The sequence below is a fragment of the Streptomyces sp. TRM64462 genome (genome assembly GCF_013362995.1).
In the GTDB taxonomy this organism is placed as follows: domain Bacteria; phylum Actinomycetota; class Actinomycetes; order Streptomycetales; family Streptomycetaceae; genus Streptomyces.
Window position 1 is genome coordinate 1 of sequence record NZ_JABWDV010000213.1, and the last position, 18574, is coordinate 18574.

The window sequence follows — 18574 nt, forward strand, 5'->3', positions numbered from 1 at the left end:
GACGGCCACCACCGGTGCGCACACCGCCTGGGCCGCGGCCGCCGCGGCGAGCGCCTCCGCGATGCGCGGCGGCACCCTCCGGGCCTGGAGCGCGGCGCTCCAGCGCGGGGCGACGGTCAGCAGGGCGCCCGTGGCCAGGACGGAGAGCAGGAACCCGTAACTGCGCGCCAGCCACGGCTCGTACAGCACCAGCAGCAGGACCGCGGCGGCCAGCGCGGGGAGCAGCGATCTGCGCCGTCCGGTCCCGATGGCGAGCAGCGTGACGGACCCGCAGGCGGCCGCGCGCAGCACGCTCGGCTCAGGGCGGCACACCACGACGAACGCCAGGACGAGTCCCCCGCCCAGCAGCGCCGTCGCCCGCAGCGGGATGCCCAGCCGGGGCGCGAGGCCGCCACGCTCTGCGCTCAGCGCGGTCCCGGCGGGCCCGATGAGGAGCAGCAACACGATGGAGAGGTTGCTGCCCGACACGGCGAGCAGATGGGTCAGGTCGGTGGCCTCGAACGCCGTGCGCAGGTCATGCGGGATCCGGGACGTGTCACCGACGACCAGGCCGGGCAGCAGCGCCCGGGCGTCCGGCGGCAGCCCGTCGGTCGCCGCCCGCAGCCCTTCGCGGAGTTCGCCGGCCGTGTGCTGGAGGGCGGTCGGCGGGCCGGTGACGCGGGGCGGTCCCGTGTCGGCGTACAGCACGGCGGCGAACGGGTCGCCGGACCGCTGCGGCAGGGCGAGCCGCCCGGTGACCCGGAGCCGGGTGGAGGGCAGCAGCCGCAGCCACGCGTCGCGGTGCTGCCCGTCCTCCCCGAGCCGGGCGATCACCAGCACGGGCGTCCGTACCCGCGTCACGGCCCCGTCGGGCGCCGTCACGCGCGTCACCTGGACGTTCAGCACGGCCGACGCGGGCGCGGCACGGTGACCGCTCGCCTTCGGCAGGCTCGGCCGGGGATCGGCGGTGACGGTCACCTCCGCGACGACGCGCGCATGCTCCTCAGCCAGCCCCGGAACGGGTCCCCGCTTCAGGTCAGCCCCATGGAGGCCCGCCGATGCCGCCCCGGCCGCCGCGCCCAGCAGCACCGCCGCCCCCGCTACGGCGTTGCCCCGCCACCGCCCGGCCCGTGGCCCGGCCCGCCGTCGAGCGGTCCCGCGCCCGGCCAGGAGCAGGAGGCCCGCGGCCGTGCCGCAGAGGGCGACGCCCACTGCCGTCCAGCCGCCCGGGGCGCCCAGCGCGAGCGCCGCCGCGCCCCAGGCGGCCAGCCCCGGCGCTACGAGCCGCAGGTCGACCGGCCCTTCGGGCGCCCGCTCACCTGTCGCCCGCCCGCTTCCGGGGCTGGCGTGCGCGGCGCCGGGCGAGGGCGCGGGCAGCGCCGCCGTCGCAGCGTTCATCGCCGTCATGGCTGTCGTGGCTGTCATGGCCGTACGAGCGGCCGCAGGTCGGCGAACCGGCGGTCACCGATGCCCCGCACCTCGCGCAGCTCGTCGACCGACCGGAACCCTCCGTGCCGTGTGCGGTGCTCGATGATCTGCCGGGCGAGAACGGGACCGACGCCCGGCAGGGTGTCGAGCTGCTCCACGGTCGCGCTGTTGAGACTGATCGGCCCGGCCGCCGCGAACGGACCGCCCACGGCTGCCTGCCCCGCGGCCGGAGTGGGGACGCCACCGGCCACGCCGGGTACGCCCACCACGACGTGTTCGCCGTCCACCAGCACCCGCGCCCGGTTGAGCCCCGTCACGTCCGTCCCCGGCCGGACACCGCCCGCCGCGTGCAGCGCGTCCACGACCCGCGCACCGGCCGGCAGCCGCAGCACCCCCGGCTTCAGCACCTTGCCGCTCACGTCGACGACGACCATCGGCGTCGGCGCACCGGCCCCGGGCCCGCCCGGTCCGGGAGGTCCCGATCCCTTCGGCCCCGGCTGAGGCATGCCGGGCGGCTTCGGCTCCTCGCCCTCGGCCGTCTCTGTCGTCGGCGTGGGCGTCGCGGCAGGCAGCGCGTGCCCGACCACGTCCGGGGGGCGCACGGCCTCGGGGCGGCCCACCCAGAAGTACCGCCCGGCGAGCACGACGGCCACGAGCAGGACGACCGTGAGAGCGGCCAGCGTCCGCCGTTCCATCCCGCACCGGCTCTGCAGCCACAGCGGCAACCGCTCCCGCCCCGCCAGCCGCCACCGCTCCCACCTCCCAGGAGGCGACGGAATGGCCGGCTCCCCCGACGGCGGCGCGGGCGGCGGAACCGCCGGTGCCGAGGGAATCGCAGCCGCGCCGTCGGGTGGCGGCGGCGGAGGATCGGTCCCGGCCAACAGGGCGTCGGCGCGCAGCCGGACGTCCGCAGGGGTCGCCGCTCCTGCGGCCGACGACGCGGGCGTGGCCCGGGCCGAGGCGCGGTGCCTCCCCCGCGCCCGGCCGCGTACCCGCGTCCGCACGCGGCCGTCGGTTCCTGGCGCCCTGCCGGGTCCGCTCGTCGCGGCGGCGGACCTGGCACGGGGGCGTACAGCAGAGATCACGGAGTGTGTTCGACTCGTCATGTCACAGCACGTTAGGCACATCCGCCCGTTTCTGCTGAGACGCCCGTATTTCCGTGGATAACACGGGACTTGTGGAAAACCCGGCCACCCTCCAGGGTGATGGCGAGCCGGACCGGGTGAACGAACCGTGCGTCAGCGCTGTGAGACGACGACGCCCAGCAGCCCCGGCCCCGTGTGCGCCCCGATCACCGCGCCCACTTCGCTGACATGAAGGTCCGTCAGGCCGGGGACGCGCTGCCGCAGATGCTCCGCGAGGGTGTCGGCCCGCTCTGCGGCGGCCAGATGGTGCACGGCGATGTCCACGGGGCTGACGCCCGCACGCTCGACGGCGATCTCCTCCAGCCGGGCGATGGCCCTCGACGCGGTGCGTACCTTCTCGCGCGGCTCGATGCACCCGCCGGTCAGCTCCAGCAGGGGTTTCACGGCCAGGGCCGAGCCCAGCAGGGCGCGGGCCGCGCCGATGCGCCCGCCTCGGCGCAGATAGTCCAGGGTGTCGACGTAGAAGTAGGCGGCCGTCCCGGCGGCGCGCTTTTCCGCGGCGGCCACGGCCTCGTCGATCGTGGAGCCGGCCTGCACCGCCTCCGCCGCCGCCAGGGCGCAGAAGCCGAGTGCCATCGCGACCATCCCGGTGTCGACAACCCGTACCGGAACCGGCGCCTGGCGGGCGGCCAGCAGGGCGGCCTCGTACGTACCGGACAGTTCGGCCGACAGGTGCAGCGAGACGATGCCGGCGGCTCCGTCGTCCGCGAGCCTTCGGTAGTGCGCGGCGAACGTCTCGGGGCTGGGCCGCGACGTGGTGACGGGGCGTCGTCTCTGCAGCGCTTCGGCCAGGGAGCGCGCCGAGATCTCGGTGCCTTCCTCAAGAGCCCGGTCGCCGAGGACGACGGTCAGCGGCACCGCGGTGATACCGTGCCGCTCCATCGTGTGCGGCGGCAGGTAGGCCGTTGAATCGGTGACGATCGCGACATGCCGGGACATGCCCCGGAGGTTACCCGCAGGCGGCGTCCGAGGGCAGCCCGGCCCGTGTCCGCTCGCCGCGCCGGGTCAGTTGGAGCTCTCGGGCCGCGCCGACTTCTGCCACGGGTAGCCGACGTCCAGCCGGGGATCCCGAGCCGTGATCGCCCGCGGGCCGTCCCCCTCCGCGTCCCCGCCCTGCCCGGAGTTCCTGTCCTGCCGGGAGTTCCTGTCCTGCCCGGAATTCCCGTCCTGAGCTGCGCTCCCGCCCTGACCCGCGCTCCCGCCCTGCCCGGCATCGCCCTCCGGCCAGACGTGGTCGGCCGCCTGGGCCTGCGCGGCAGGCGCGGTGGGCCAGGACACCTGCGTCCGGTCGCGCTGCGTCTCGGGCGCCTCGGTCCGCGCCTCCGAAGGCTCGGCCGCCGGCTCGGACCAGTGGCGCAGGGCGCCCGCCTCCATGTCGATCTGCGCGCTCAGCACGTCCAGCTCGTCCTCGGCGAACTTCCTCGCCCGGTCCCGGGCGGCCCAGCGCAGCGAGTCGGCCGACTCCGTGATGCGCCGTGTGCGCTCACGGACGTCGTCCAGGCGTTCGGCGACCCGCGCCTTGTCGGGGTCCCGCTCCATCCGCTTCAGCTGGTCGTTCAGTTCGTGACCGTGGGCGCTGAGCTGCCGGAACAGTTCGAGGGACTCCTTCAGCGACGCATCGTCGGCCGCGCCCGCTTCCAGGGCGTCCTGGGTGGCCCGCATGGAGGTCCGCAGGGACAGCCGCAACTGCGCGATCTCGCCCGCGACGCCGCCCTGCCCGTAGCTCTTGGCGCGCAGGGTGGTGTCCTCGACGGTGCGCCTGGCCTGCGTGATGGTCCGGTCGACCCCGCGTTTGGCGGCTCCGATCACCTTCACGCTCACATACACGCCGAGAGCGACGAAGGCGACAAAGAGCAGCGCCAGAATCAGGATCGCGGTCTCCATGAAGTCCCCTCGGTGTCGTTGTACATCTCCACGGTAAACGGAGCGGGCAGGTTGGGGGTTCCATCAGAACCCCCAACCTGCCCGTAGGGGAAAAACCGGGGCCCGCGACCAGTGCGGGGACCCGGTTACGCCGGGACGATGTTCACCAGCTTCGGCGCGCGGGCGATCACCTTGCGGATGCCCGCCCCGCCCAGCGCGGCGACGACGGCCGGCTCGGCCAGTGCCAGGGCCTCCAGCTCCGCGTCCGTGATGGACGGGGAGACCTCCAGGCGCGCCTTGACCTTGCCCTTGATCTGCACGACGCAGGTCACGGTCTCGTCGACGACGTACGCCGGGTCGGCGACCGGGAAGGCCTGGTGGACCACGGAGTCGGTGTGGCCCAGCTTGCGCCACAGCTCCTCGGCGATGTGCGGGGCCAGCGGCGCGACCAGCAGGACCAGCCGCTCGGCGACCGGACGGGACACCGGGCCGCCGGTCTTGGTCAGGTGGTTGTTCAGCTCGGTGATCTTCGCGATGGCGGTGTTGAAACGCAGCGCGGCCATGTCCTGCGCGACGCCGTCGATGGCCTTGTGCAGGGCCCGCAGCGTGTCCTCGTCGGGCTCGCCGTCGACAACGGTGACCTCGCCGGTGGCCTCGTCGACGATGTTGCGCCACAGCCGCTGCAGCAGCCGGAACTGGCCCACCACCGCGCGCGTGTCCCAGGGGCGGGAGACGTCCAGGGGGCCCATGGCCATCTCGTACAGGCGCAGTGTGTCGGCACCGTACTCGACGCAGATCTCGTCCGGCGTGACCGCGTTCTTCAGGGACTTGCCCATCTTGCCCAGGACGCGGCTGACCTTCTCGCCCTGGTACCAGAAGGTGCCGTCGCGCTCCTCGACCTCGGTGGCCGGTACGGCGATACCGCGGGCGTCGCGGTACACGTACGCCTGGATCATGCCCTGGTTGAACAGCCGGTGGAACGGCTCGGCGGACGAGACGTGCCCCAGGTCGTAGAGGACCTTGGACCAGAACCGGGCGTACAGCAGGTGCAGTACGGCGTGTTCGGCGCCGCCCACGTACAGGTCGACACCGCCGTGCGGCATGCCGTCGCGCGGGCCCATCCAGTACCGCTCGATGTCCGGGTCGACCAGCTTGTCCCTGTTGTGCGGGTCCAGGTAACGCAGCTCGTACCAGCACGAACCGGCCCAGTTGGGCATGGTGTTGGTCTCGCGGCGGTACCTTCGCGGACCAGCGCCGTCGCCCAGGTCCAGGGTGACGTTGACCCAGTCCTCGTTGCGGGACAGCGGGGTCTCGGGCTGCGTGTCGGCGTCGTCCGGGTCGAAGGTGCGCGGCGCGTAGTCGTCGACCTCGGGCAGCTCCAGGGGCAGCATCGACTCGGGCAGCGGGTGGGCGATGCCGTCCTCGTCGTAGACGATCGGGAAGGGCTCGCCCCAGTACCGCTGGCGGCTGAACAGCCAGTCGCGCAGCCGGAAGTTGACGGTGCCCTCGCCGATGCCGCGGGCCTCCAGCCACTGCGTGACCTTCGCCTTGGCGTCGGCGACGCCCAGGCCGTCCAGGGACACATCGTCGTTGGCCGAGTTGATGATCTTCGCGTCGTACGAGTCGAAGGCGTCGTCCCATGCGGCCGGGTCGGTGCCGCGGCCGTCCGTCGGCTCGACGACGCAGCTCATCGGCAGGTCGAAGGCGCGCGCGAAGGCGAAGTCGCGGGTGTCGTGGGCGGGGACGGCCATGATGGCGCCGGTGCCGTAGCCCATCAGGACGTAGTCGGCGATGAAGACGGGGACCTGCTCGCCGCTGACCGGGTTGACGGCGTACGCGCCCGTGAAGACGCCGGTCTTCTCCTTGGCCTCGGCCTGCCGCTCGACGTCGGACTTGGCGGCGGCCTGCTTGCGGTACGCGTCGACCGCCAGGGCCGGGCTGGCGTGGCCGCCGGTCCACAGCGCCTGGGTGCCCGCCGGCCAGGCCTCCGGGACGATCTTGTCGACCAGGTCGTGCTCGGGGGCCAGCACCATGTAGGTGGCGCCGAACAGGGTGTCGGGACGGGTGGTGAAGACGGTGATGGCGTCGTCGCCGACGGGGAAGTCGACGCGGGCGCCCTCGGAGCGGCCGATCCAGTTGCGCTGCTGCAGCTTGATGGCCTCGGGCCAGTCCAGCGCGTCCAGGTCCTCCAGCAGCCGGTCGGCGTAGGCCGTGATGCGCATGTTCCACTGGCGCAGCTTCGCCTTGAAGACGGGGAAGTTGCCGCGCTCGGAGCGGCCGTCGGCGGTGACCTCCTCGTTGGCCAGGACGGTGCCCAGGCCGGGGCACCAGTTGACCGGGGCGTCGGAGGCGTACGCCAGGCGGAACTCGCCCAGTACGTCGGCGCGCTCGGCGGTGCTCAGCTCGCTCCACGCGCGCGTGGTGCCGGGAACGGGCCGCTCACCGTTCTCGAACTGGGCGACCAGGTCGGCGATCGGGCGGGCCTTCTTCGCGTCGTGGTCGTACCAGGAGTTGAAGATCTGCAGGAAGATCCACTGGGTCCACTTGTAGTAGTCCGGGTCGATCGTGGCGAACGACCGGCGCTTGTCGTGGCCCAGGCCCAGTCGGCGCAGCTGGGCCTTCATGTTCACGATGTTGGCCTCGGTCGACACGCGCGGGTGCGTGCCGGTCTGCACGGCGTACTGCTCGGCGGGCAGGCCGAACGCGTCGAAGCCCAGGGTGTGCAGGACGTTGTGCCCGGTCATGCGCTGGTGGCGGGCGTACACGTCGGTGGCGATGTAGCCCAGCGGGTGGCCGACGTGCAGGCCCGCACCCGACGGGTACGGGAACATGTCCATGATGAACTTCTTGGGCCGGGCGACGATCTCCGGGTCGCCCGCCAGGTCACCGCTCGGGTTGGGTGCGGCGTAGGTGCCTTCCGCGTCCCAGAAGTCCTGCCAGCGTGCCTCGATGTCGGCCGCCATGGCCGCCGTATAACGATGCGGGGCCGCCGTCTCGGCAGCCGAATTCGTCTCGGTCATGATCCTCTGAAGCTCCATCGATCGTCTCTGCCAGGCCGCCGCTGCCGCGCACTGATTCCGTCGGCGCGGCGAAATGAAAAAGCCCCTCGCACAGGAGGGGACGCCGCGCCGATTCCGACCGGATTTCTTCATCCGTCGGCACTGATCAGCGCGGCTCGCTAAGCAGAAGGCGTACGGCACGCATGGCGTCAGAGTACCGCAGGCCCCCTACGCGCCGCACCGAGCCGTCCCGAGGGGTGGACACGGCCTGTCGCGTAACCGTCGCACTACGCGGACGGGGCGGGTTACTCGGCGTATCGGCGCGTTCCCGGGCAACCCCCGAGTCAGTTGTCGGCCAGTCGAACACCTAAAGCGTCAAACGCCGTACTCACCGGTATGCGCAGCCCTAGCATGCGCGAACGGGACCCCATCCGCACCATTCGGAGTCGCCCATGACCCCTCATCGCAAGATCCGTTCTTCCCCCGCCGAGAAGGCGGGCCTCAGTCGGCCGGTACAGGGCGGGTTGTACGCGGCCGCTCTGGTTCTCCTCCCGCTCCTGGCCGTCGGCGGAAGCGACGGTTTCCGCGAGTTCCTGGATTTCGGCACCGGCGTTCTGGCGCTCGTGTCGCTGACGGCGTCCGTCGCCTGGGCGCTCGTCGCCACCGACCGGCTCCTGCTCACGCCCCGGCAGCGGCTGCTGGCCCAGGGCATCCACCGGGGCACCGCCGTCGCGTCGCTCGGGTTCCTCCTGCTGCACGGCACGGTCAAGGTGTCCCTCGGGCACGTCGAGCTCATAGGCGCCCTCATACCGTTCGGGCTCGGCATCACGGGCACGGCGGGCCTCATAGGCTTCGGGTCGCTCGCCGGCCTGCTGATGGTGGTCGCGGCGTCCACGGGGGCGCTGCGCAGCACCCTGGCGGGACGCGGCGGCATAGCGGCCCGCTGGCGGCCGCTGCACATGCTGGCGTACCCGGCCTGGTGCGCGGCGCTGATCCACGGCCTGTACGCGGGCCGCCCGGCGGCCGGCTGGGTGGTCGCCCTGTACTGCCTGGCGCTGGCCGGTGTCGCCGCCGCCGTGTCCGTACGGCTGCTGCCGGGCCCGCTGCGGCAGCAGGTGGCCGAGCAGGTGCTCGCGCTCGTGGGCCCGGGCGCGGAGGGCTCCGGGGCCGCCGTACGGGCCCGGGGGCGGGGGCGTGCGCGGCGTGATCCCGCGACGGCTCCGCTGCCGGGCACCCCGGGCATGGCCGCGTACGACCTGGCGGAGGCGCCGCGCCCGCACCCGTACGAGCAGGAGACCCGCAGGGAGGACCCCCTCAGCCGGGAGCGCCCGGGGTGGGAACGCCCCGCACGCGCGCGTGGGGCCGGCATTTCCGCCGCGTACCGTGCCGTGTCCCTGGGCAGCGGCTCCGGCGCCCCGGGCGCGCCCGACGGCGCGACGACGGCCGGCGACCCCACCCAGGAGATCCCGTTCGCCGAGCGTGTGCCTATGACGGAGGAACTTCCCGCCGTCACCGAGGAACAGACCGTACGGCCCGGCTACTGGCCCACGCCGTCACCGCCGCCGCCCGCGCCGTCCCCCTCTTCGCCCTCTTCGCGCGCGTACGTTCCGCCCGGGGCCACGACCACAGGCGTGACCACAGGTATGACCACAGACGTGACCACGGGCACGGCCACGTCGGCGGAGGGCCCGACGGCGCCCCCGTACGCGTCACCTGAGCAAACTCCGGTCTCGTCTGCGTACCACACGGACGAGCCGGCCGGCGGGCCGAGGCCAGGCCCGTTCCAGCGCCCGGCGGCCGGCGAGCCGTGGACCGCACCCGCAGGAGACCGCCCGTGAACGCCCCGCTCCCCGACGTCCCCGAAGTCCGCGTCGTCGGCCTCCCCCAGCTCACCCAGGGCTTCGACCTGGTGGAGCGGCTGGACCTGTCGATGCACCTGAAGGTGCACGGTCCGCTCGAACCGATCGCCGGGGAGCGGCTGGCGCAGCTCGCCGACGGCGTCTCGCTGCGCGGCCGCGGCGGCGCGGGCTTCCCCTTCGCGCGGAAGCTGCGGGCCGTGGCGGAGGCGGCGATCCGGCGCGGGGTGCGGCCGGTCGTGGTGGTCAACGGCAGTGAGGGGGAACCGGCCTGCCGCAAGGACACCGTGCTGCTCAACCGGGCCCCGCACCTCATCCTGGACGGCGCGCTGCTGGCGGCCGAGGCGCTCGGCGCGCGCACCCTGGTCGTGGCCGTGACCCGTAACTCCACCGAGGTCTCCATACGGGCGGCGCTGGCCGAGCGCGGACTGTCGGACCGGCGAGGGCAACAGCTACGCGCGCGTGTCGTCCGCACTCCGGAGCGCATGGTGTCGGGTGAGGCGTCGGCTGTGATCCGCGCCATCGGCGGCGGTCCCGCGCTGCCGCCGGGGCGGCGTGAGCGCGCCTCCGAGTCGGGCGTGGGCGGCGCGCCGACGCTCCTGTCGAACGCGGAGACGTTCGCCCAGCTCGCCGTCGCGGCCCGGATCGGCGCCCATCGGTACGCGCACGCGGGCCTGGACGGGGAGCCCGGCACCGTCCTGCTGACGCTGTCGGGTGCGGTGGCGCGCCCCATGGTGCTGGAGGTCCCGACGGGGGTGCCCCTGCGGTACGTGCTGCAGCTCGCGGGCGCTCCGCCGGTGCCGCAGGGCGTGCTGACGGGTGGCTACCACGGCAACTGGATCGACGCGGCGGCCGTGGACGGTTCCGTGGTGTCGCGGGCGTCCCTGGCGGCCGTGGGCGGCTCGCTGGGCGCCGGGGCGATCCTGCCGATCGGGCCTGAGACGTGTCCGCTGGGCGAGGCACAGCGCGTGGCGAACTGGCTCGCCGCGGAGACGGCCGGCCAGTGCGGGCCGTGCCGGCTCGGTCTGCCCGCGGCGGCGGGCGGTCTGTCGGACGTGCTGAACGGGGGCGGTCCGGCCGCGCTGGAGGCGCTGCGGGAGGTCGTGCAGGCCGTGAAGGGCCGCGGGGCGTGCAAGCATCCGGACGGCTCGGCGCGGTTCTTCTCGTCGACGCTGTCGGCGTTCACGGACGATCTGGCCGCGCATGTGCTGGACGGGGGCTGCGGGCGTCCGACGACGGGTGTGCTGCCGCTGCCTTCGCCGGGCTACCAGGAGGCCGAGGAATCCATCCCGAGCGGGGAGGCCCTCGCCGTGGACTGGACGCTGTGCCAGGGCCACGGGCTGTGCGCGGACATCGTGCCCGAGCTGATCCGTATGGGCCCCGACGGCTTCCCGGTGCTCGCGGAGGCCGCGGTGCCCACTCATCTGCGGGGGCGGGCGCAGCGTGCCGTGCGGCGCTGTCCCGCGCTGGCGCTGCGGCTGGAGCAGACGGCCGGTGCGGCGCCGAAGGAACGTCCCGCCCTGCCGGTGGTGACCCGTAAGGCGCTGGGCAGCGGACGGAGTTGAGCGGCACCGTACGACGAAAGCGGGCCATCCGATCCGGATGGCCCGCTTCCTTGTCCTGTGGAGCTAAGGAGAATTGAACTCCTGACCTCTTGCATGCCATGCAAGCGCTCTACCAACTGAGCTATAGCCCCTTGCGGTGTGTCGCCTTGCTCGGGCCTTCCCTTGGGCTTCCCTCGCGGCGACACAGAGAACATTACACGGTCCTCCCGGGGAATCACCAAATCGTTTGCCGGACCCCCGCTCGGCCGTCGTACGGGGCAGGTAGCGTCAGCGCCTGTGACCGTGACCATGACCGCGCAGACCCGCCTGCGGAGCCTGCCCCTGGCAGCCCTGTCGGCCTGTCTGCTCTCCTTCGTGGCCTTCTGGGTGGCGCAGCGCGCGGCCCACGTCAACATGCTGGACCTGTCGGTGTACCGGGCCGAGGGTGAGACGGTGCTGGCGGGCGGCGACCTGTACGCGATGCGTGCCACGTCGGCGAACCTGCCGACGACGTACCCGCCGTTCGCCGCGCTGCTGTTCACGCCGCTGACGCTCGTCGGTGTCCCGGAGATGCGGGCCCTGGCCACGGCCGGGAACCTGGTGCTGCTGGTGGCGCTGGTGCAGCTGTCGCTGCGCCTGGTCGCGTCGGGGCCGCTGGTCCGGGCCCGGGCGAGCGCCGCGTTCCTGGAGCGGCCGGGCGCCGCGCTGTGGCTGGCGGCGGTCCTGGTGTGGTGCGAGCCGGTGTGGCAGACGTTCCGGTACGGGCAGATCAACCTCCTCACGGCGACGGCCGTGATGTGGGATCTGACCCGCCGGGAGCAGAGCCGCTGGGCGGGGGTGGGCATCGGCCTGGCCACGGCGATCAAACTGACGCCGGGCCTCTTCGTGGTGATGCTGCTGCTGATCGGCGTGGCACGCGCGCGTAGGTGCGGCTGGAATCCGTGGTGGAACGACGCGCTGCGGCGGGTCGTCCGGGCGACGGGGACGTTCCTGGCGGTGACTGTGGCGTCGGCGGTCGTCCTGCCGTACGACTCACGCCGGTTCTGGACCGAGATGATCTTCGAGACGAGCCGGGTCGGCCGCACCGAGGAGACGGCCAACCAGTCGCTGAGCGGTGTGCTGGCGCGGCTGCTGCACACGACCGACCCGGGTGTCTGGTGGCTGGTCGCGGCGGCCCTGGTGGCCGCGGCGGGGCTGGCCGTCGCGGTGCGGGCGGCGCTGCGCGGGGACCGGCCGGTGGCGGTGGTGGCGTGTGCGACGACGGCGCTGCTGGTCAGTCCGATCTCCTGGTCGCACCACTGGGTGTGGTGTGTGCCGACGCTGGTGCTGCTGACGGCCAGGGCGCGGGCGGTATGGACGGTCGTGGCAGGGCTGGTGTTCGCCTCGTTCGCGCTGTGGTGGGTGCCGCACGCGCCGGCGCCGATACGGCTCGAACTCCACCAGAACGCGGGGCAGATGCTGCTGTCGGGTCTCTACACGCTGCTGGGTCTCGGTCTGTTGGCGGCGCTGGGTGTGCCGGCCCTCAGGAGGCGCGGTGCGTGGCGGCCTGCTCGTCAGGCGGTGGCGAAGGAGTAGAAGCGTTTGAGGGTGCAGTGCTCGTCGAGGAGGCGCCCGTAGATCGGCTCCCCTTCGAGCTCCCGGTACGTCTCGATGGGGTCGCCTTTTATGATCAGCGCCCGTGCGCATTCCTCGCACCAGTACTGGTAGTCCGGGTTGACCGGATCCATGTCGCGGACGATCGGCGTACCGCTGCCGCACCAGTCACACTTGCGCCTGTGTGCACCCATCACTCAGCTCCAGCTGTGGCCGCAGGACGTGCGGAGACGGGACACGTCACCGTCGTCACCGAACATCCGGGCGACGTGTGAGGAACCGCACATCCCACACATCCCTCCCGTCCGGTCCGACGCCCCCTCCGGCCGTCCGATTCTGCCATGGCGCCCGCCGGGCGGCAGCGGGTGGGCCGACCGGTTCCGACAGGCTTCAGCAGGCTCGGGACGGCGCCGGAAGGCGTCGCAAACAGAAATCCCGCCCCCTGGTGGGGACGGGATTCGGTGACTGTGGAGCTAAGGAGAATTGAACTCCTGACCTCCTGCATGCCATGCAGGCGCTCTACCAACTGAGCTATAGCCCCTCGTGTTCTTCGCGCTCCGCGCTGCGAACAAGAAGAACTTTAGCCTGTCACCTGCCCGAAAGTGAAATCCGGGTTCGGGCCCTCCTCCGCGGCCCTCCGACGGCCGCCCCTTGCCTGCGTACGCGGTCGCTCCGCGCGCGTAGGCGGCCGCTCAGTCGTCGTCGCCGAGCACCGGCTCGGGGAGCGTGCCTGCGTTGTGCTCCAGGAGCCGCCAGCCGCGGGCGCCCTCGCCCAGGACGGACCAGCAGCAGTTGGACAGCCCGCCCAGGCTCTCCCAGTGGTGCGCCTCCAGGCCGAGGAGCCGGCCGATGGTGGTGCGGATCGTGCCGCCGTGGCTGACCACGACGAGGGTGCCCTCCTCGGGCAGCTTCTCGGCGTGCTCCAGCACCACGGGCGCGGCACGGTCGGCGACCTCGGTCTCCAGCTCGCCGCCGCCGCGCCGGACCGGCTCGCCGCGCTTCCACGCCCGGTACTCGTCGCCGTGGCGGGCGATGATCTCCTCGTGCGTCAGACCCTGCCAGACACCCGCGTAGGTCTCGCGGAGCGCGGCGTCGTGGCCGACCGGGTGGCCGGTGATCGCGGCGAGCTCGGCGGCCGTGGCCGCGGCCCGCTTGAGGTCCGACGCGATGATCGCGTCCGGCTTGAGCGCCGCGAGCAGCCGGGCGGACCGGCGCGCCTGGGCGAGACCGGTCTCGGTGAGCTCGATGTCCGTACTGCCCTGGAAGCGGCGTTCCAGGTTCCAGGAGGTCTGACCGTGGCGCCAGAGGACGATGCGGCGGCCCCTGCCGCCCTTGCCACCGCTCAGCGCAGCTCACCGTCCGTGTCCGGGCCGGAACCGTCGGCGCCGGTGAGCCGGGCGTGCTCGGCGGCCTTGCCGCGGGTGTTCTTGGCGTCCTCGGGCAGCGGCAGCTCGGGGCAGTCCTTCCAGAGCCGCTCCAGCGCGTAGAAGACCCGCTCCTCGGAGTGCTGGACGTGGACGACGATGTCGACGTAGTCCAGGAGCACCCAGCGGGCCTCGCGGTCGCCCTCGCGGCGCACGGGCTTGGCGCCGAGCTCCTTGAGGAGCCGCTCCTCGATCTCGTCGACGATCGACTTGACCTGGCGGTCGCTGGGGGCGGAGGCGAGCAGGAAGGCGTCGGTGATCGACAGCACGTCGCTGACGTCGTAGGCGATGATGTCGTGCGCGAGCCGGTCGGCTGCCGCCTGTGCGGCGGCGTTCACGAGCTCGATGGATCGGTCGGTGGCGGTCACATGCAGGCTTTCGTCGGCGGTCAAGTACGTCTCAAGGGTCTCACGTGCCGTTGAAGGCCCGGCAAATCGTTTCCGGCCCCCATGATCGCGCGGGTCATGGGGGCCGGGCGCCGCTCCGGGCGACCGCCTCACGGGCTCCGGGCGGCCCGTCACGGGCTCCGGGCGACCCCCTCACGGGCTCCGGGCGACCCCCTCACGGGGGCCGCTCCGAGCAGCGCTCTACTTGATCTTGTAGTCCTCGCCGAGGACGACGGTCACGTCCGCGTTCGCGGAGGCCTCGCCCTTCTGGACGGCACGCGCGGGCAGCCCGAGGGTCTTGGCGACCTCCTCGGCCTTGGCCTTCTGTGCCTCGTCGGCGTACAGGACCTCGGATGTGGACTCGCGGTCGGCCTTGCCGCCGTCGATGACGGAGTAGCCGCCGTTGACCAGGACGATGCGCGCCGATTCCGTGGCGTCGTCGTTCCCGGTGGCGTTCCGGACGCCGACCCGTACCGTCGAGCCCTGCTCGGGTGCGCTGACGGAGCCGCCGAGGATGTCCTTGACCACGCTTCCGGTGGCCTCCTCGGTGAGCCTGCCGTCGCCCTGCACGGGCAGCAGCGCCGTCTTGTAGTTGCCGACCTTGGCGTGCTCGGCCAGCTTGGCGAGCGAGGCGCCCAGGTCCTTCTCCGGCAGGGACGGGTCCAGGATCTGGGCCAGGGACTGGATCGTCATGGTGGCGTTCTTGGGGTCGTCCGACAGCTTGCGCAGGACGCCGTGCACGACCTGGCCGAACCGCTGGAGCTGCTGGGCCTCGGCCTCGCCCGGGCCCCGGTACGTGGCGTACGCGACGGCCATACGCCCGTTGAGCGTCTGGTTCTCGCCCTTCTCGACCAGCGGGGGCTCGCCCTTCTTGGTGCCGGGCACCTCCGCGTCGGTGGTGAGGTCGATGCCGCCGACCAGCTCGACGAGGTTCTCCAGGTACGGGGTGTCGAGCCGCCACGTTCCGGTGATCTTGGTGCCGAGGAGGGTGCCGATGGCCTCGCGGGTGGCGGAGGAGCCGTCGTCCTCGACGGACTTGGCGAGCGTGGTCGTCGTTCCGTCGTCGTTGGCCACGGCCAGGGCGTTGGGCAGCAGGACGGTGGTGCCCTGCTTGGTGGTCGCGTTGTTGACCAGGAGCGCGGTGGACGTGCCCTCGTCCTTGGTGTTGTGCAGGTGCAGCACGATCACGTCCCGCTTCTGCGGGCCCGTGGCCGTGCCGCCGCCCTTCTGGACCGTCTCCTCCGAGAATCCGGGGAGCAGACCGGCGCTCCAGAGGTAGCCGGCGCCGCCGATGAGCGCCACGGCCAGGACGACGACCAGGGCGATGACGCGGTTGCGGCCGCGGCGCCTGGCCTCCTCACGGCGCTCCGAGCGGCTCTCGGTGAACTTCAGCCAGTCGATGACGTCTTCGGAGTCCTCGTCGGGCTCCTCGACGAAGGAGAACTGCTCGGTGCGGTAGTCGTCACCCGCGCCGCCGCCGGGTGCCGGGGCAGGTCGCCTGCCCTGCACGGGAGCGGCGGACGCGACCGGGGGTTCCCGGCGGGCGGGCTGCGGCTCGGGGGCCGGGCGGCGCTGCTCGGGTACGGAGCCCTGGGCGGGGGGCGCGGGCGGCGCGGGGGGCGCGGGGGGCGCGGGGGGCGCGGCCGCAGCGGACGGTGCGGGCTGCTGGTCCTGCCACTGCTGGGTGCCGTAGCCGGCGGCGTAGGCGTCATAGCCGTACGTCTGGTTCGGGCCGCCCTGCTGGGGTTGCTGACCTTGGTACGGCTGATTCTGGGCGTACGGGTCGTAGCCGTACGTGTAGTCGCCCTGTGGCTGGGGCTGCTGGGGCTGCTGGGGGGACGTGTACGGGTCGTAGTGCTGCTGCTGTTGCTGCGGCGGCTGCTGGTACACCGGCTGCCCGTACTCGTCGTAGCCGATGAGCTGCGGCTGCGGCGGATAGTACGGGTCGTACGGGTTGTTCTGGTCGTTCACCGGTGCCCCTCTCCGTGGCTCACTCGCCGCGGTACAACTGGCGCTTCGCGATGTAGCGCACCACACCGTCCGGCACCAGATACCAGACGGGATCGCCGTGCGCGACCCTTGCGCGGCAATCCGACGACGAGATGGCGAGCGCGGGCACCTCGACCAGGGAGACCCCGCCCTTGGGCAGACCGTCGTCCGACAGGTCGTGGCCCGGGCGCGTGACCCCGATGAAGTGGGCGAGCGAGAACAGCTCCTCGGCGTTGCGCCAGCCCGGCATGATCTGGGAGAGCGCGTCGGCGCCGGTGATGAAGAACAGATCGGTGTCGGGATTGAGGGCGTGCAGTTCCCGCAGGGTGTCGATGGTGTACGTGGGTCCGGCGCGGTCGACGTCGATGCGGCTGACCGAGAACTGCGGGTTGGACGCGGTGGCGATGACCGTCATCAGATAGCGGTCCTCGGCCGGCGAGACCGTCTTGTGCGTCTTCTGCCACGGCTGGCCGGTCGGTACGAACACCACCTCGTCGAGGTGGAACAGGGCGGCCACCTCGCTGGCGGCCACCAGGTGTCCGTGGTGGATCGGGTCGAACGTCCCGCCCATCACGCCCAGGCGGCGTTTGCCGGGACTTCTCGGCACTTCCTGCTCTCCCATGCGTGCAGAGCCTAACGGCACGGTGGTGCGGCCCGGTCCCGGCGTTCGCCTCGGCCTCAGCGGTCCCGGTTGAAGCGGGTGGTGATCCACAGCAGCAGGAGCAGCGCGAAGAGGGCACCGCCGCCGGTGACGTAGGGGTTGAGGCTCTCGTGGTTGCCACCGTGCTCGGAGCCCTGGGCGAGCGTGACCAGGGTGGTGGCGGCGGAGTTCAGGCTGCTCATCTTCTGTGGGACCTATCCGTCGGAGTCGGAGCGGAGACTTCGCGCACATCGTATGCGGGTGCTGCGGGCACGCTCACGCCGACTCAGTCGTTGTCCTTGCGATGTCCTGACGACGTCCTCGCGATCCGATCCTCCGCGATCCGTCCGCGATCACTCCGGGGCCGGCTGTTCACAGGCTGTTGTCCACAGGCCGTTGTCCACAGGCCCGGCGTTCCGCGTCGGCAGCGCCTACGCTGGGCGTCGTCAAGGGGGACGAGACAGATCTCGTACGAAACTGGGGGCTTCCATGACAGACAACGGCCACGAGAGCGTGCCGAGCCGGCGGCGTACGCGTTTCCCCGGCATCTCGTCCCGCGCCTACGAACATCCGGCGGACCGCTCGGCGCTCGTCGCCCTGCGCAAGCTCAGCGGCTTCGACACCGTGTTCAAGGCCCTGAGCGGGCTGCTGCCGGAACGCAGCCTGCGGCTGCTGTACCTCTCGGACTCGGTGCGGGTGAGCGACGCGCAGTTCGCGCATCTGAACGAGATGCTGCGGGACGCCTGCTACATCCTCGACCTGGAGAAGGTCCCGCCGATGTACGTCACGCAGGACCCCAAGCCCAACGCCATGTGCATCGGCCTGGACGAGCCGATCATCGTGGTCACGACGGGGCTGGTGGAGCTGCTGGACGAGGAGGAGATGCGGGCGGTCGTCGGCCACGAGGCGGGCCATGCCCTGTCCGGCCACGCCGTCTACCGCACGGTGCTGCTGTTCCTCACCAGCCTGGCGCTGAAGGTGGCGTGGATCCCGCTCGGCAATGTGGCGATCATGGCGATCGTCACGGCGCTGCGGGAGTGGTTCCGCAAGTCGGAGCTGTCGGCGGACCGGGCGGGGCTGCTGGTCGGCCAGGACCTCCAGGCGTCGATGCGCGGCCTGATGAAGCTGGCGGGCGGCCACCATCTGCATGAGATGAACGTGGACGCGTTCCTCGCGCAGGCGGAGGAGTACGAGGCGGGTGGTGATCTGCGCGACTCGGTGCTGAAGATCATGAACGTGCTGCCGCGCTCCCACCCGTTCACGACGGTGCGGGCGGCCGAGCTGAAGAAGTGGGCGGAGAGCCGCGACTACCAGCGGATCATGGACGGGCACTACCCGCGGCGCTCGGACGACAAGGAGACGTCGGTGACGGACTCCTTCCGTGAGTCGGCGAGCCACTACGCGGACACGGTGCGCACCAGCAAGGATCCGCTGATGAAGCTGGTCGGCGACATAGCCGGCGGCGCGGGCGACCTGGGCGGCAAGCTCTTCGAGAAGTTCACGGGCAGCGGCACGTCCCGCCCGGGCGCCAAGGACAACGGCGAGGGCTGAACCACACCGCCCTTACGTGCGGCCGGGGCCGCCGGCCGGTCGAGCCCCGCCCGCCCTGCGGTCAGGGCGCGGCTCTTCCGCTGCCCGGCAACCCGCCGGGGTGGGGCGGGGGCGGCTCCGTCGCCCTCCCGGCAACCCGCCGGGGCGGGGCACGGCTCCGTCGGCCGCGCGGCAATC

General features: G+C 72.4%; 15 protein-coding genes and 2 tRNA genes. 4 read left to right on the forward strand and 13 right to left on the reverse strand.

The genetic code is table 11. The annotated features are described in order from the left end of the window. From HTZ82_RS09665 to leuS, 5 genes are all read right to left on the reverse strand, one after another. The coding region (locus tag HTZ82_RS09665) for a ComEC/Rec2 family competence protein (RefSeq protein WP_175408917.1) at window positions 1-1377 on the reverse strand (1377 nt) is incomplete at its 3' end. 23 nt (window positions 1378-1400) lie between these two features. Then, window positions 1401-2102, reverse strand: a complete 702-nt coding sequence (locus HTZ82_RS32900) for a ComEA family DNA-binding protein (RefSeq protein ID WP_309235390.1) — start codon at window positions 2100-2102, stop codon at window positions 1401-1403. A gap of 543 nt (window positions 2103-2645) precedes the next feature. Beyond that, a complete protein-coding gene (locus tag HTZ82_RS09675) occupies window positions 2646-3491 on the reverse strand; it encodes a DegV family protein (RefSeq protein WP_175408908.1) in 846 nt (281 codons plus the stop codon). Between the two features lie 66 nt (window positions 3492-3557). Beyond that, window positions 3558-4436, reverse strand: a complete 879-nt coding sequence (locus tag HTZ82_RS09680) for a hypothetical protein (protein WP_175408909.1) — start codon at window positions 4434-4436, stop codon at window positions 3558-3560. Window positions 4437-4561: 125 nt separating this feature from the next. Next, entirely contained in the window at window positions 4562-7435 is a 2874-nt protein-coding gene (gene leuS / locus HTZ82_RS09685) for a leucine--tRNA ligase (protein ID WP_175408910.1), read from the reverse strand. Window positions 7436-7866: 431 nt separating this feature from the next. Here leuS and HTZ82_RS09690 point away from each other — a divergent pair, with 431 nt between their 5' ends. Next, window positions 7867-9252 (forward strand): ferric reductase-like transmembrane domain-containing protein, encoded by a 1386-nt coding sequence (locus tag HTZ82_RS09690; RefSeq protein ID WP_175408911.1) that lies wholly within the window; start codon window positions 7867-7869, stop codon window positions 9250-9252. Then, window positions 9249-10835 (forward strand): NADH-quinone oxidoreductase subunit NuoF family protein, encoded by a 1587-nt coding sequence (locus HTZ82_RS09695; protein WP_175408912.1) that lies wholly within the window; start codon window positions 9249-9251, stop codon window positions 10833-10835. The genes HTZ82_RS09690 and HTZ82_RS09695 overlap by 4 nt, the downstream gene beginning before the upstream one ends. 58 nt (window positions 10836-10893) lie before the next feature. Here the strand turns inward: HTZ82_RS09695 and HTZ82_RS09700 are convergent. Next, window positions 10894-10966, reverse strand: a tRNA-Ala gene (locus tag HTZ82_RS09700). A gap of 145 nt (window positions 10967-11111) precedes the next feature. Here HTZ82_RS09700 and HTZ82_RS09705 point away from each other — a divergent pair. Then, window positions 11112-12389 carry a glycosyltransferase 87 family protein gene (locus tag HTZ82_RS09705; protein WP_309235391.1) on the forward strand — a complete coding sequence of 426 codons (1278 nt, stop codon included), beginning with the start codon at window positions 11112-11114 and terminating at the stop codon, window positions 12387-12389. On the opposite strand, the gene HTZ82_RS09710 is transcribed toward HTZ82_RS09705, so the two are convergent. The 7 genes from HTZ82_RS09710 to HTZ82_RS09740 all read right to left on the reverse strand — a co-directional run bounded on the left by HTZ82_RS09710 (window position 12368) and on the right by HTZ82_RS09740 (window position 17049). Next, complete coding sequence (locus tag HTZ82_RS09710; RefSeq protein WP_030494108.1) at window positions 12368-12601, reverse strand: hypothetical protein; 234 nt, start codon at window positions 12599-12601, stop codon at window positions 12368-12370. The genes HTZ82_RS09705 and HTZ82_RS09710 overlap by 22 nt on opposite strands. A gap of 274 nt (window positions 12602-12875) precedes the next feature. After that, window positions 12876-12948: transfer RNA gene (locus tag HTZ82_RS09715), tRNA-Ala, on the reverse strand. 151 nt (window positions 12949-13099) lie between these two features. Continuing rightward, a complete protein-coding gene (locus tag HTZ82_RS09720) occupies window positions 13100-13753 on the reverse strand; it encodes a histidine phosphatase family protein (RefSeq protein ID WP_175408920.1) in 654 nt (217 codons plus the stop codon). Beyond that, window positions 13750-14199 carry a ribosome silencing factor gene (rsfS, locus tag HTZ82_RS09725; RefSeq protein WP_175408919.1) on the reverse strand — a complete coding sequence of 150 codons (450 nt, stop codon included), beginning with the start codon at window positions 14197-14199 and terminating at the stop codon, window positions 13750-13752. Before rsfS ends, HTZ82_RS09720 begins: the two co-directional genes overlap by 4 nt. A gap of 219 nt (window positions 14200-14418) precedes the next feature. After that, on the reverse strand, window positions 14419-16188 hold the full coding sequence (locus tag HTZ82_RS09730; protein WP_175408913.1) for an LCP family protein: 1770 nt from the start codon (window positions 16186-16188) through the stop codon (window positions 14419-14421). Between the two features lie 19 nt (window positions 16189-16207). After that, window positions 16208-16828, reverse strand: a complete 621-nt coding sequence (gene nadD / locus HTZ82_RS09735) for a nicotinate-nucleotide adenylyltransferase (protein WP_175408914.1) — start codon at window positions 16826-16828, stop codon at window positions 16208-16210. 56 nt (window positions 16829-16884) lie between these two features. Continuing rightward, on the reverse strand, window positions 16885-17049 hold the full coding sequence (locus tag HTZ82_RS09740) for a hypothetical protein (protein WP_175408915.1): 165 nt from the start codon (window positions 17047-17049) through the stop codon (window positions 16885-16887). Between the two features lie 286 nt (window positions 17050-17335). On the opposite strand from HTZ82_RS09740, the gene HTZ82_RS09745 reads away from it, so the two are divergent. Next, window positions 17336-18397 (forward strand): M48 family metallopeptidase, encoded by a 1062-nt coding sequence (locus HTZ82_RS09745; RefSeq protein WP_175408916.1) that lies wholly within the window; start codon window positions 17336-17338, stop codon window positions 18395-18397. The last annotated feature ends 177 nt before the right edge of the window (window positions 18398-18574 follow it).